The organism is Nocardia sp. NPDC020380, assembly GCF_044386975.1.
Classification (GTDB): Bacteria; Actinomycetota; Actinomycetes; order Mycobacteriales; family Mycobacteriaceae; genus Nocardia.
The window spans coordinates 79,594-92,686 of record NZ_JBIRVQ010000022.1 but is presented as its reverse complement, the minus strand read 5'-3'; the positions used below and the strand labels follow the sequence as shown (position 1 = coordinate 92,686).

The window sequence follows — 13,093 nt, the reverse complement described above, 5'->3', positions numbered from 1 at the left end:
GACTACGGCTGACAACATGCGAATCCCCTTGAAATGAAGGTATTTACAACTGAACGAGTTGCTCGAGAATCCAGTAGACACCCGGACCGGCTCGGCTGAACAGAACACAGCGTGCTGCACACGGAATATGATGGATGCACACCGCGAGCATGCTCATGGAGAACATCTACTGATAGTGAGGCTAAAGAAATGGCCGGAACTACTGTCTCCCGCAGGTCGTTTGGAAAACTACTGCTCGAATTGAGGGAAAAGTCGGGAAAATCTCCGCTGGCGGCCGGATTGCGCGTCGAGGTCTCGCGGATGACGATCAGGCGACTCGAGGACGGGGAGCTGACCAAGATCACGACCCCGCAGCTGGAGAGCCTGCTCACCTTCTACGCCGCCGACCCCACGTGCAGAGAAGAGGCGCTCGAGATGTGGGGCGAAGTGCGAGAGCAAGCCAAAATGGAACGGCTGCAGGGAAACTCGAAGGGCTACTGGAGAGATTATGCCGATCAGTACGTGTCGCACCTTCCTCACCTCTTGCGACTCGAGACATCGGCCAACGCGATCACCACGCATCAGCTCGTTCTGGTGCCAGGGCTGTTGCAGACGGCCGACTATCGCCGAGCGATGTCTCGAATCAGTGATCCCACAATGTCTCTCGTAAATCAGGAACGCTTGGTCGAATTGACAGCTCGGCGGCAAGCGAAGCTGGACGAGGACGGCTTCAGGTTGGATGCCATCGTTTCCGAGGCGGTGCTGTGGCACCAGCCAGGCGGCTCGGTAGTCATGGCGGCGCAACTGCTGTGGCTGGCCGAAGTGAGCGAGCGTGACGAAGTCAGTATTCGCGTGATTCCCTACGCCGCCGGCTCGCACTGTGGGCTGACGATCTTGAGCTTCACCCTGCTGGACTTCCCTCATCCTCGGCGTGGCCCGATCGAACCGCCGGTTGTCTATACCGAGCGCGCGCTGGGCGGCGGTGACTACAGCGATCGAGAGGATGTCGTTCGGAAGTATCAGGAAGCGGTCTCGGGCCTCCAGGAGGTAGCGTTGAACGAGGGCGACACGCGAGACATGTTGCTGCAATTCGCAAAGGAGTACGCGGCGTGACAGATGCGGCACCTCGGGACAAGTGGTTCAAGTCCAGTCGAAGCGAGCAGGCCAACGCATGCGTGGAAGTGAAATTCACCGCGCTGGCTGTAGGTGTGCGAGATTCGAAGTATCCCGGCGGCCCTGAGCTGTCCTTCACCCCCGAGGCGTGGGATACCTTTCTCACCAGCGGTATCTGGAGACGCTGACTCGAGCAACGGGCGAAGCTGAAGCGCCAGGACTCGAACCTGGACTGACAGAATCAGAATCTGCCGTGCTGCCGATTACACCACGCTTCATCGAGAGTTGGTGTGCCCGGGAGGATTTGAACCTCCGACCCCCTGCTTCGTAGGCAGGTGCTCTTTCCGCTGAGCTACGGGCACATGGATCGCGCGCGGATGTCGTCGTTGACATCGGCTCGGCACTGAGGTGCGCGGGATCGGATGGGTTGTCTCCCTTTGGCGATGGGCTGCAGGGGTATAAGGAAGGGCCGGTCCCGGCGAAGGCTGGGAGCGGCCCTTGATCGGTCTGAGCGAGACCTTCAGGGGTGACTCCGTGCACCGGTGCGTACGCGCAGGCGACGGCCGTTGTCGATCGTGGTCGGACGCTGTGTCAGCGTGGTCACTGTGCCGCCTTTCCTGTCGTCGGCTGGAAGCGTGAATTCACGGTAGCAGCGGATTCGGAGACGGGCGAACGATTATCGAGGTGGGGCCCGACAGCCGAACATGCCGATGAGCACCCAACGTATCCCACCCCAGCATTCTCAGCCCGTAGGACCAGATTCCGCACTCGAACGTCCGCCATGACCCGCTACGCGCACGAGCCGAACCAGCCAAGCGACCATCCAGCGAACGCGCAGATTGTCGATGAGCCTGCCGCATCCCAAAATGCGACGGATTGCGTCGATAGCCGGGCGCCCGAACGTACATCGTGCGATCCTTACACGGTCGAGCCGCATCAAATGTGCTGCGTAACAACGCATGTGACCGCCCCATTGGAGAAGTGAGATCATGACAGAGAACGCGCCCGATGAAACGCCGCCCCAGGCTGAGCCCTCCGCTGCGAATGCGGCCCGCGATCAGTTGTTGTACGCCATCGCCGACGAGGCCGGGCGGGTCGCCGCGTCCCAGCCGGGTAATGCGTCAGGGGCATTGGTAGAGCTGGCTCGTACCTTCGCGTTGGTAACTGGAGAGGGTGCCCGCTCGGCCGGATTCGACGGACAGGTCCTGCCTCACGTCACGCTCCGTGATCCACTTCTCCCCTGGGAGCGGAAGAGCGCCGAACTGGTAGTGATCCCGGCCGCGCAGTTGAAGCCGGATACGGTGGGCGAACTTCATGTTCGAGCTACAGACGATGGTCCCGGACTGGTACTCACCGGAGGCCATGCGTTCCCCCAGAGCCTCGAGGTCATCGACGATTCGGGAAACCTGGTCGCCACCTACATCGTGGCCGGCGGCTCGCAGCCGCTCGAACGGGCGTCAGGCTGGGTTGTCCACAGTGACTACCTCGAGCCGTCCGATTACGGGGCCAGGCTCTCCGCCGCGACCGTGGCACACGATCAACTGCTGAACGCCATCGCCGAGGAGGCTATGAGTGTCGCAGCGTCCCAGCCGGGTACTGCGTCTGCGGCATTGGGGGAGCTTGCCCGCGCCTACGCCTTGGTAACCGTGACGCCCAGGGTTTTTCAGGCTGGTGGCCAAAAGGTCGGACTGTGCCTGGAACTGGAGCCGTGACTTCCGTCGACGGGGAAGGTCCCGTCGTTCGAGCGAATGATGTTGACTTGCACGACGTTTCGCGCTCTATCTGATGCGCTTCAGAGCAGTGTCGATGACCGCCCGCCGGAGGAGTGAAATCATGACAGACGTGCCCAACCAAGCCGAGCCGTCCGCCGCCGTCGTGGCCCGCGATCAGTTGTTGTACGCCATCGCTGACGAGGCTGGGCGCGTCGCGGCGTCCCAGCCGGATACTGCGTCTGCGGCATTGCTGGAGCTTGCCCGTGCCTACGCCTCGACCACTCGCGCTACATCCGGGGAGGACGTCCTGCTGTTCCTCTTCGACAGTATTCCGGACACAGTGGTACTACGAGAGCCCGCAGTAGGTCTCTCATTCGGCCGGGGCCCCGACGCGTAAGCGAAGCCATTGCGGGTGTGCTGTTGCTCCGGCTTAACGTCAGGCGTTCGAGCGAGACCCCGAACAGGTCCGGCCTGACCGGGATTCGGATGCGCCTGTCTACCTGTCGCGGCCGAAGCGGAGGCGGGTGGCGGCGGCATCGAGGCCGAGGGTGTCGGCGATCGCGGGCCAGTCGACGCCTTGGGCTCTGAGCCGGTCGATCCAGCGGGCCAGATCGGCCTCCGCCCGGGCCGCGTTGGCGGCCAGGATGGGCAGCAGCCGCAAGATCTCGTCGGCAGAGTGGTCCTGAGGGGATCGGCTGGTCGCCGGTTTCTCCGCGGTGGTCCTGGCGTCCGAATCGGCGATGATCGTCGCGGACAGCGCCACGCATCCGTCGCAGATGTAGACACCGGGACCGGCGACGAGGCGTCGCACGTCAGCCGCGGGCTTGGTGCCCCCAGCAACACCCTCGGAATGGGTACGGAATACGACGCCGAGGACATGATCCCCTTTACCTCCGGAGACGGCATGCTGGGACAGCCGAAGGAGGGAGGCGCGGAACTCGCCGCCGTCATCGTGGCAGATGCGGCGGAACGCAGTCAAGCCCCTCCCCTGTCGGTGAGAATTCTCAAGCAGCGGAAGGGTTTTCGAGGACGATGGCGACGCCTTGGCCGGATCCGATACAGACGCCGATCGCGCCGTAGCGCGCATTGCGTTCCCGCAGCTCGGTAGCCAGGGTCAGGACGTAGCGAGCGCCGGTGGCCCCGAAAGGGTGACCGATGGCCACCGCGCCGCCGTTGGGTGTCAGCTTCTCGTCGGGGATGACGAAACCGTCCAGCTGGTTGGGCAATTCACGCAGCACACCCAAGGCTTGAGCACTGAATGCCTCGTGGACTTCCCACACATCGATCTGCTCGGGTGTCAGTCCCGCGCGCTTGATCGCCAGCGGCAACGCCCACGCCGGCGCCAATCCCATATAGAGCGGATCGATCCCGTACACCGCCGACGACACCACCCGCGCCAGCGGCTCGACGCCGAGTTCGGCCGCTCGTTCACCCGAGGCCAGCACCAACGCGCTGGCTCCGTCGGTCAAAGGAGTCGAGTTGCCGGCGGTCATCTGTGTCGTCCCCGGCTGCGGGGGCAATGCCGCCAGGCTTTCGGCGCTGGTGTCGTCGCGGATGAATTCGTCGTGCTCGAACAGGCGCGCGGGAGTCTTGCGCGTCGCGGCGATCTCGACCGGCATGATCTCCTTGGCCAACCGACCGGAATCCCTGGCCGCCTTGGCATTTCGCTGCGTCCGCAGCGCGAACGCGTCGATTTCCTCGCGGGTCAGCCCGTAGCGGTTGGCGACGTTCTGGGCCGTCTCGATCATTCCGATGTAGGCATTGCGTGCCAGTAACGTCGGATTGGCGGGACCGCCCGCACCCGCCCACATGGTGTCGAGCAGGATGACCGGGCCGCGCGGCCCGAACGGGCTGTCGCCCTTCATGTACGCCCATCCCGACCGCGACATCGACTCGACGCCACAGGCGATCCCGACGCCCAGGTCCCCCGCTTTGATCGCGTGCGCGACATTGACGGTGGCGCTCAGCGACGACCCGCAGAACCGGTTGATCGTCGCCCCGGCCACCGTGTCGGGGAATCCCGCCGCCAGTGCCGCCCACCGCGCGACATCCCCCATGCCTTCGTGGGCCGGATTGACGCAGCCCGCGACGATGTCCTCGATCTGATCCAGACCCACGCCGACGCGCTCGCACGCGCCCTTCATGGTCATCCCCAGCAGGTCGTCGGTCCGGATGTGCGACAGCGAGCTGCCGTAGCGGGCGAAGGGAGTCCGGACACCACCGAGCACGAACGCTTCCGCCATCACGATCTCCTTCGACAGTGTCTTCAGGGTCGCAACGACCGAGCCGTCGTTGCTGCTTTCGATCTTGCCTCGATTCCGACGAGATCCGCCAGAGCGCATTCGACGGCATTGCGACCGTTGGTCGTCGGGATGGGGCTGCTCGATCCACGGCGTAACAGAAGATCGAGCGGACCTGCCGATCCGGGGCCCGGATACACCCGCGCCGGTGAGCGTTCATCCATTCGACTGCCAGCGCGTCGTCGCTCGCCGCGTAGAGCGCGCATCTACCGGGTCGAGCGCGCAGGGGTGCGCAACCAGACGCCGGGAAACGCAGCCGAGGATGGCGGGCACGACCGACGTCATTGCCGGACGCCATCCGGGGACGGAATTGACCTCGCAGATCACGAAACAGTCGGCGGAGGCGAACAGGAGATCCACTCCGGCAATAGCCAATCCGAGGGCGCGGACGGCCAGGACAGCCAGGGATTCCGCCTGCGGATAATCCCCCAGACAGGGAGAGCCGACATCTCCCCGGGCGATGTTGGAGGCGAGGGCGCCATCGCGGGAAGTGCGCACATAGGCAGCGACAACCTCGCCATCGACCACGAGCACGCGCAGGTCGCGGCCGTGTGAGGGCGCTACGTATTGCTGCAGGGCGAGCGATGTATTCGCGCCGAGTGTGGGTGCCATCTCCCGGAGGAGCCGAGGATCGCGCGCGAGAAACACAGATCTGCCCTGATAGCCGGTGACTGGTTTGACCACCCACGGCATGTCGAGGCCGACAGCGTGCACCACGCCTTCCAGCGGAGCGGTCGCGTATGAGAGCGTGTCGGGTACCGGCAAGCCGGCCAAAGCCAGCTCCTGCAATTGCCAAATCTTGTTCCGGCACAGCAGATGCGCTTCGACCGGATTGAGCAGCGCGGCACCCATACGCTCGAGGTGCCGCAGCAGCGTCACCTCTCGGTCATAGTTCATCGACCCGGGCACCTGACGCACCAGCACAACCGCAGGCGCGGGTAGGTCCACGCCACCGAGACTGCGCAGCACCAATTCCCCCGCACGGACACCGAAAACGAATTCGTCAGTGCGCCAGACGACGAAACGGGAGCCATACACTTGCCCGAGCGCGTCGGCCAGCTCCTGGGTCGAACGCCGCAGCGAGATCGGATGCTCACGCGCCAGCATCCATACCTCACCAGCTGCGGCAATCCCCCTGCGCCCCATGCAAATAGCCTATCGCAGCATCTCCCGGGCGCGGGCGGCTACAGAGTAACCGACAGCAGGCAGTCGACGCGTGATCGCACCGCGGGCGGGTCAAAGGGCCGCGGATCTGCGCGATCAGCCAGGCCGAGGCAAGCTCGGGTTCGACTGCGGCACTGTTCGCAAGCCTGCGGTCGATCGTCGGCTCGCTGGACATCGGCGCCGCGCTCACCTGACCGACCGAAGGTGGGCGGGACAGCCGTTCCCGCGGTGGCGTAACCGCTTGAATCGCGCCTGTTTTCATACAGGGTGGCGTGGTTCAGGGTTTGTGGATCGATTCGATCGTGGCGAGGGTGGCGGCGCGGGTGATGAGGCTGCCGGCGACGGTTCGGGCGCGGCTGCCCAGTCCGCAGGCGCTGGCGACTCCGTCGAGGCGGTGGCCCAAGGCGGCCTCGATCAGCTGTAGCGTCACGACTTGCTCAGCCTCGGTGGGGGTTTCGTGCACGAATCCGGCGTAGAACTGTGTGCCCGCGCCGAGCCTGAGATTCGCCAGCGGCGCATAGAACGCCGGATCAGTCGACGGAGGCAGGTCACCGGCGGCGAGAGGGCCGTGCACATATTGCAGGGTGCGGCCGTCCGGCCAGTGTCGGGCAACGGAATTGGCCAAGGCCAGCTGTGGCCGGGTGTCGCGCAGGGTGGCACGGGCTTTGTTGTTCATTCCGCCCAGGCACAGGTGCACTCCGAAGCGGGTGCCTTCGGGAGCAGCGGCGGCCAGCGCGCCGATGCCGCGCCCGAACCGCAACACCGTATCGACGATCCGGTGCAGGGGTTGGGTTTTGGCCGCGATCACGAGTTCGGCCGGCGCCTCCAACTGGATAACCACGTCATCGCCGGCCAGTTGCCGGATCGCGAGGATCTCGCGTTCCATGGCCGCGGCGAAGGCTTTGCGATGGCGTCGGCGCGCTGCACACGCGAGGGCGACTGTAGTGAGGGTGAAATCGGTGGCCATTCCGGCTTGCAAAGACAGCGCGGGCAGGTCGCGTTCGGCGCGCAACTTCTGGAAGATCGGGTACGCGTCGGCTGCTTCGTCGGCGTAGCCGAGATTCATTTCATCGCCGCGCAGGCGGACCCCGGGCGCGACTCGATGCACGGACCGGGCGGCAGTCAGACTCCAGCATGGATCGGCGGCTTCGACCAGCAGTCCCTGGGCCACCAGGTCTTCGATGATGGGCAGGATGTAGCGGTCGTAGCGGCGGGTCTCACCGCTGGGCAATGTTCGCAGCATCGGCGCAGCCATCGAGCATCGCGCGCATGGCCTCCCCGGTGTCGGCGGCGGGAAAACTACCGACGAAATGCACCACTCGCACATCCGCGCCCCGCATCGTTGCCGGCACCCTTTCGCGCTCATCGTTGTGTGCACATACCGCGGCGGATTACCGACATGCACCCCGACGCAGCACACTAACGGTGATCGTAATGCCCGAATAGCTTACGTACCGGTCGTTTCAGCACAACCCGTGATGTCCATCGCATCTCATGGTGACGAGCGTCAAAACCCACGACATCCGAGTATCCGCGCAAAGGAAAGCGCGAGGGTGGCGGCCCGGACCGGCGTTTGCGGTTGCATGGCCGGGCCGCCTGGTCCACGCCTCGAACCGGTTGTACTGGAGGCGAACCCAAGCAATCGAACGGGTGCGCGCCGAGTGCTGCGACGGCGGAAGTATCGATCACTCCCACACGCCTCTCGATGCGTTCCTGCACGCCACCTCAGACAGACCACGTCGCGCAAGGACCACTACCGGTCACTGAACAACCGGCCCAACCAGTATCACCGCATGAGTACCGATTCCTCATCCGGAATCACCAAATTGAGTCTCGCACAGTACCGAAAAGGGACGTATCGGTCACAATCCTCGAGTGCTCCACCCCGGGGGCGACGGAAGATCAACTGGCGGTGGTCATCCGGGGATCAGTTCAGCGCCGTGCCCTCGCTATGTTTTGCCCAATCGCGGATCGCAGCGACGAACTCCTCGGGTGCATCGGACTCCACATAGATGCCCGCACCGTCGACGATCACGGTCTTGTGGTCGGGGAAGGTCGATTCCAGCCGCTCGCGCTCCCGGGGACGGAAGGCGAAGTCGGCGTCACCCCACACGATCAGCGTCGGGAGGTGAGCGATATCGGCGAGGCCGGCTTCGACCTCTGTGAAGAAGGCCCGGCTGCCGACGATCCGGCCGGGGAGCACCGCGCACGCCTGGCGGCGTTCAGGAGTATCCAGCGCCCGAAGATAGTGGGTCATCTCGGCCGGGGTCGGCTTGCGCCGTCGATGACCGATCGGGATGAACGCCTTCACCAGCAGATTCAGCCGCCGGACCAGGAAGCGGATCGGAGCTCCGCCCACGATGCGCGAGAAAGACTCGAAGTGCAGGTCGCCGTTGACCGGCCACGCCCACGTGTTGGCGAGCACCAGCCGCTCGATGACACCCGGCCGTCGCTCCGCGACCGCGATCCCGATCAGGCCACCCCAGTCCTGCCCGACCAGGGTGACGCCTTCGAGACCGAGCGTGTCGACGAACTCGGTGACCACGTCGGCGTGCTCCTCGGGCAGGAAACGGTAGCCGGACTTCGCCGTCGACAGCCCGAATCCCGGGTAATCCAGTGCAACACAACGAAAGTCGTCACGCAGCGCGGTGATCACCTCGCGCCAGAGGAACGACCAGGTCGGGTTGCCGTGCAGGAACAGCAGTGTCGGCCCCGACCCCTCGTCGATGTAGTGCACGCTGTGCCCGTCGATATCGACGAAACGGCTCTGGAACGGGAACAGCTCGTCGTCGACCCAATCGGGCCGAACGCTGCTGGTAGTGCCAGCCATGGTGGACCCCTCTGAACTCGGCATCAGGATATACTTGATAATCTCACGCTCACTTGAGATGCTCAAGCAATTGAAGGAAAACGATGCGTAGCTACGGCCAGTACTGCGGACTCGCCCGGTCCCTCGAAGTAGTCGGTGACCGGTGGAACCTGCTGATCGTCCGCCAGCTCCTCATCTCCCCCGCCCGCTACCGGGACCTGATCGACGGCCTGCCCGGCATCGCGACCAACCTGCTCGCCGACCGGCTCCGCGACCTGGAAGCCTCGGGCGTGGTCGAGCGTCGACTAGCGGGCGCGGGCAACATCGTCGAGTACGCCCTCACCCCGTGGGGCTCCGAACTACGCGAGCCGATCGAGAGCCTGATCCGCTGGTCCACTCCCCTGATGCTCCGCGGCCCCGAGGCCGATTCCTTCCGCCCCGACTGGCTCGCCCTCGCCGTCCCCGCTCTACTCGACACCCGGGTCAAGGACCGCCCCTCAGCGACGATCGGCCTCGAAATCGGCGGCCCGCCATACCAACTCCGCGCGACACCCTCCGGATTCGAGGTTGCCCCGCACGACGGCCGCACCCTCGACGCCACCGTCCGCGCCGACCCCGCCTACGTCCTCGGCCTCGCCGCCGGCGCCCTCACCCTCGACGACGCCCGCACCCTCGGACTGGTCGAAATCGACGGCGACGAGTCCGTCGTCCGCACTGTCCTTGCCGCCTGAACACCAGCGGCTGGTCGACGAATCCTTCGACATGGTGGCAGGCCCTCGCGGGTTGCGGCGGTTCAGGTGCGGAGGTGGGAGGCGCCGTTGAGGTCGAGGATGGTTCCCGATGCCCAGACCGCCTCGGGCGAGGCGAGGAACACGACCGCGGCCGCGACTTCTTCGGGCGTGCCGATTCTGCCGAAGGGACTTTGGGCACGTAGCCCGTCGCCCTCCGCCCCGGCCAGCCGGGTGGCTTGGCGTTCGGTGCCGATGAATCCGGGTGCCACCGAGGTCACGGCGATATCGTGCGGGGCGAGGGTGATCGCCATGGACTGCCCGAAGGCGTGCAGGGCCGCTTTGCTCGCGGCGTAGGCGGGGAAGTCCGGCTCACCGCGGAATGCACCGCGGGAACCGATGTTGACGATGGCGCCGGGTGCGCCTCGATCGATGAGATGGCGGGCGACGAGGTAGGTGAGGTTGGCCGCCCCGATCAGGTTGACGTCGATGCTCTTGCGCCAGATCTGTTGCCACTGTTCGTATTCCACGCTCGGCACTGCGTGCCGGGTGGCGTCGGAGGTCGCGACGGCGGCATTGTTGACCAGCACATCGATCCCGCCGAGCGCATCGACCGCTGTGTCGATCACTCGCTGTGTCTCATCGGGGTCGGCGAGGTCTGCACTCGCCAGGGCGTGCCCGTCGCCGGGCAAGCGGCGCAGGGTTTCTCGTGCCGCATCGATGTCGCGGCCGTAGTGCACCGCCACACGATCGCCGCGTTCGGCGAAGGCGATGGACACAGCACGGCCGATCCCGCGAGAAGCACCGGTCACCAGGACTCGTCTCATCGCGCGAACACCTGCGATTCATCGGTGAATGCCTTGAACTCCAGTGCATTCCCGGCCGGATCCAGCAGGAACATCGTCCACTGTTCAGCGGGTTGACCAGCAAAACGTAGATACGGCTCGATGATGAAATCCGTTGCCGCTGCGCGTAACCGCTGCGCCAGAGCGTGGAAATCGTCGGCCGGCAACAGCAACCCGAAGTGCGGGATCGGCACCCGATGCCCCTCGACCTCGCTGTCACCGACCGCGCCCACGCCCGAAGCCACGAGATGGGTCACCAGTTGGTGGCCGTGCAGATTCCAATCGATCCAGTGGTCACTGCTGCGACCCTGGTCGAGGCCGAGGACATCGCCGTAGAAATGCCGTGCCGCGTCGAGGTCGTCGACGGGGATGGCCAGGTGCACAGCGGGGCGCATGGTGATGCTCCTTCCGATTCACGTGGCCCCACCTTGCATCCAGCAATGTCCGAATGTCAACATTAGGACATGGCTGGATCACTCCCCAAAGTCGCCCGCCGCGGTCTGGCCCACGAAGCCGCCGATGTCATCCGCCGCGCGATCTTCACCGGTGACATCGCACCCGGTGCGCCACTGCGCGAGGTCGAACTCGCCGCCTCCCTCGGCGTCAGCCGCGGTTCGGTGCGTGAGGGCCTGGCCCGGCTCGAACGCGAGGGACTGGTCCGTAGCGGCTGGCATCGCGGCACGACCGTCATCGACCTCACCGCACGCGATGTCGAAGAGGTCTACACCCTGCGCGCGGCACTCGATCGAGTCGCCGCGGTGCGCGCGCAGGCCATCGCGAAACCCGACGACCTCGCCCGCCTCGGCGACCTCGTCGAGGCCATGGCCACCGAACTGTCCGGAAACGCGGACGGACTCCGGTTGCTCGATCTCGACATCGCCTTCCACGACCGGATCTACGACATCGCCGACAACACCCGCCTCACCCACGCCTGGCACGCCGTCCGCGCACAGGTGTACCTGTTCCAATCACGCCGCGTCGCACTGGGATACGAGCACTACCGCCAACGCGTCGTCGACGAACACCGCGAACTGGTCACCCTGCTGCGATCCGGAACTCCCGAACCCCTGGCCCGATACGCCGAAGAACACGTCGACGAGGCCCGGCGCAGTCTGCTCGCCCAACTCCCGCAATAACCGCCACATCCCGACACCCGGCAGCGTGTCGGGTGCTTCAGAAGGTGTTGAGTCAACAGCCCGTGGAGAACGGCGGTCGCTTCGTATTTGAGTTGTGTCGTCGCGATTCGGGGCGAGGTGAGGAAGATTCGCAGCTGGCGGAGCAGGCCGAGGATCGACCAGCGAGGTGTGAGCCGCAGGTAGATGTACATCTGATGGTGGATGACCAAGCCGTCGTGGAAGGTCCAGATTTCGGTGCCGAATTGGCGTTTGTCGCCGCGGAATCCACCGCGCCAGGTGTTGACGATGGTCCGGTCGTCGTGGCATTCGAGGGTCTTGTGGCCGGACATGCGCTGGTCTCGGAAGACGCCGATCGTCACCCCGAGTGCGCGCCGGATCGCCTCCAGCCCTTCGTGACGTTCGTACATGCCGTCGAAGACCCATTCCGCGACGCAATCGGGATGGAACAGGGCCACAGCGTCTTCCAGTGCGGCCTCGTTGGTGATTCGTTGTGCTTCGGCCACGAATGTGGTGGCGTCGATGGCGCGAATGGATGGATTTTCCGTCACTGCAGGCGAATTCGGCTGGGATGCTGCGCACATGGCGGCGCTCCTATGTCGATCGGGGTGCGCGGGTGATCAGTCGCGGTAGTAGTCGAAGGGCGAGACGCGGATGCGAGAGCACCCACGGCGCCACCGGCCGCGCGATGGCGAGCGGGTTCGCGAAGGTGTCGCGGCGGCGTACCAGGTCCTCTTCGAGGACGAAGCGGTCGACTATGGGAATCGCGAGCGCGTGCCGGCCCAAGGTGCCGCCAGCGACGAATTCGATCAGCACCCCGTCGTGGGTGGCTCCCCACCGATGGACCTCAGCCTGTAGGTCGGGAACCGCCAGGAACAGTGGTTCGAAAATGTGACGGAACGCAGTAGGAATATGGCTGGCGTGCTGCGAGTGCGATCAACCGCGCGTCCAGGCGCGGGTCGGCGACGGGGAGCGGGATCACCGCGCGGCGAGTGCGCAGGCCGAGGGCATCGATGAGTGCGCGGATGAGCTGCTCATGGGTCGGTTCTGCGGAGGCGGGTACGTCCAGGGATTTGCCTGCGAGATCGTCGCGCAGGCCGGCGAGGTGGAGGGCTTCCGTGGCCGCGGCGGCGTCGATGACCGCGATGCGGTTCCGTCGCCACGGTCCCAGCGGCAGTATCGGTGAGCGTTGGACGAGCCGTAAATACGGCAGTGAGCCGCGCGATCCGGCGCCGAGCACCATTCCTGCGCGCACGGTGGTCATGCCAGGTATCCCGGTCATCAGAATGCCCTCGACCATGAGCCGATTA

Annotated in this window: 15 protein-coding genes, 2 tRNA genes and 1 pseudogene; 6 read left to right on the top strand and 12 right to left on the bottom strand. The window is 65.2% G+C overall.

The window, feature by feature from the left end; all coding sequences use genetic code 11:
- Window positions 1–189: 189 nt before the first annotated feature.
- Both ACH438_RS41660 and ACH438_RS41655 read left to right on the top strand, forming a co-directional pair.
- Window positions 190–1,092, top strand: a complete 903-nt coding sequence (locus ACH438_RS41660) for a helix-turn-helix domain-containing protein (RefSeq protein ID WP_397015928.1) — start codon at window positions 190–192, stop codon at window positions 1,090–1,092.
- On the top strand, window positions 1,089–1,280 hold the full coding sequence (locus ACH438_RS41655; RefSeq protein WP_397015926.1) for a DUF397 domain-containing protein: 192 nt from the start codon (window positions 1,089–1,091) through the stop codon (window positions 1,278–1,280). The genes ACH438_RS41660 and ACH438_RS41655 overlap by 4 nt, the downstream gene beginning before the upstream one ends.
- Window positions 1,281–1,298: 18 nt before the next feature.
- Here the strand turns inward: ACH438_RS41655 and ACH438_RS41650 are convergent.
- Together ACH438_RS41650 and ACH438_RS41645 are read right to left on the bottom strand one after the other, a co-directional pair.
- Window positions 1,299–1,370, bottom strand: a tRNA-Gln gene (locus ACH438_RS41650).
- 8 nt (window positions 1,371–1,378) lie between these two features.
- Window positions 1,379–1,454, bottom strand: a tRNA-Arg gene (locus tag ACH438_RS41645).
- 627 nt (window positions 1,455–2,081) lie between these two features.
- Between ACH438_RS41645 and ACH438_RS41640 the strand changes: the two genes are divergently transcribed.
- Both ACH438_RS41640 and ACH438_RS41635 read left to right on the top strand, forming a co-directional pair.
- On the top strand, window positions 2,082–2,804 hold the full coding sequence (locus ACH438_RS41640) for a hypothetical protein (protein WP_397015924.1): 723 nt from the start codon (window positions 2,082–2,084) through the stop codon (window positions 2,802–2,804).
- A gap of 121 nt (window positions 2,805–2,925) precedes the next feature.
- Window positions 2,926–3,201 carry a hypothetical protein gene (locus tag ACH438_RS41635; RefSeq protein ID WP_397015922.1) on the top strand — a complete coding sequence of 92 codons (276 nt, stop codon included), beginning with the start codon at window positions 2,926–2,928 and terminating at the stop codon, window positions 3,199–3,201.
- Window positions 3,202–3,300: 99 nt separating this feature from the next.
- Here the strand turns inward: ACH438_RS41635 and ACH438_RS41630 are convergent, their stop codons facing one another.
- The 5 genes from ACH438_RS41630 to ACH438_RS41610 all read right to left on the bottom strand — a co-directional run bounded on the left by ACH438_RS41630 (window position 3,301) and on the right by ACH438_RS41610 (window position 9,098).
- On the bottom strand, window positions 3,301–3,783 hold the full coding sequence (locus ACH438_RS41630; protein WP_397015920.1) for a ClpX C4-type zinc finger protein: 483 nt from the start codon (window positions 3,781–3,783) through the stop codon (window positions 3,301–3,303).
- 25 nt (window positions 3,784–3,808) lie between these two features.
- Complete coding sequence (locus tag ACH438_RS41625) at window positions 3,809–5,047, bottom strand: thiolase family protein (RefSeq protein WP_397015918.1); 1,239 nt, start codon at window positions 5,045–5,047, stop codon at window positions 3,809–3,811.
- Window positions 5,048–5,260: 213 nt separating this feature from the next.
- A complete protein-coding gene (locus ACH438_RS41620) occupies window positions 5,261–6,211 on the bottom strand; it encodes a RimK family alpha-L-glutamate ligase (RefSeq protein WP_397015916.1) in 951 nt (316 codons plus the stop codon).
- Window positions 6,212–6,545: 334 nt separating this feature from the next.
- A complete protein-coding gene (locus ACH438_RS41615; protein WP_397015914.1) occupies window positions 6,546–7,511 on the bottom strand; it encodes a hypothetical protein in 966 nt (321 codons plus the stop codon).
- 684 nt (window positions 7,512–8,195) lie between these two features.
- Window positions 8,196–9,098 carry an alpha/beta fold hydrolase gene (locus ACH438_RS41610; protein WP_397015912.1) on the bottom strand — a complete coding sequence of 301 codons (903 nt, stop codon included), beginning with the start codon at window positions 9,096–9,098 and terminating at the stop codon, window positions 8,196–8,198.
- A gap of 83 nt (window positions 9,099–9,181) precedes the next feature.
- Here ACH438_RS41610 and ACH438_RS41605 point away from each other — a divergent pair, with 83 nt between their 5' ends.
- Entirely contained in the window at window positions 9,182–9,808 is a 627-nt protein-coding gene (locus tag ACH438_RS41605) for a winged helix-turn-helix transcriptional regulator (protein ID WP_397015910.1), read from the top strand.
- Window positions 9,809–9,870: 62 nt separating this feature from the next.
- Here ACH438_RS41605 and ACH438_RS41600 read toward each other — a convergent pair whose 3' ends face one another.
- Together ACH438_RS41600 and ACH438_RS41595 are read right to left on the bottom strand one after the other, a co-directional pair.
- Window positions 9,871–10,632: an SDR family NAD(P)-dependent oxidoreductase gene (locus tag ACH438_RS41600; RefSeq protein WP_397015908.1), complete on the bottom strand. Its 762-nt coding sequence runs from the start codon at window positions 10,630–10,632 to the stop codon at window positions 9,871–9,873.
- Window positions 10,629–11,045 carry a VOC family protein gene (locus ACH438_RS41595; protein WP_397015906.1) on the bottom strand — a complete coding sequence of 139 codons (417 nt, stop codon included), beginning with the start codon at window positions 11,043–11,045 and terminating at the stop codon, window positions 10,629–10,631. The genes ACH438_RS41600 and ACH438_RS41595 overlap by 4 nt, the downstream gene beginning before the upstream one ends.
- Before the next feature lie 69 nt (window positions 11,046–11,114).
- Here ACH438_RS41595 and ACH438_RS41590 point away from each other — a divergent pair, with 69 nt between their 5' ends.
- Window positions 11,115–11,786: a GntR family transcriptional regulator gene (locus tag ACH438_RS41590; protein ID WP_397015904.1), complete on the top strand. Its 672-nt coding sequence runs from the start codon at window positions 11,115–11,117 to the stop codon at window positions 11,784–11,786.
- Between the two features lie 254 nt (window positions 11,787–12,040).
- Here ACH438_RS41590 and ACH438_RS41585 read toward each other — a convergent pair.
- From ACH438_RS41585 to ACH438_RS41575, 3 genes and pseudogenes are all read right to left on the bottom strand, one after another.
- A pseudogene (locus ACH438_RS41585) lies at window positions 12,041–12,367 on the bottom strand (hypothetical protein); the annotation flags it as partial.
- A gap of 10 nt (window positions 12,368–12,377) precedes the next feature.
- Window positions 12,378–12,599, bottom strand: a complete 222-nt coding sequence (locus ACH438_RS41580) for a hypothetical protein (RefSeq protein WP_397015902.1) — start codon at window positions 12,597–12,599, stop codon at window positions 12,378–12,380.
- A gap of 31 nt (window positions 12,600–12,630) precedes the next feature.
- Window positions 12,631–13,083 (bottom strand): hypothetical protein, encoded by a 453-nt coding sequence (locus tag ACH438_RS41575; protein WP_397015900.1) that lies wholly within the window; start codon window positions 13,081–13,083, stop codon window positions 12,631–12,633.
- Window positions 13,084–13,093 lie beyond the last annotated feature (10 nt).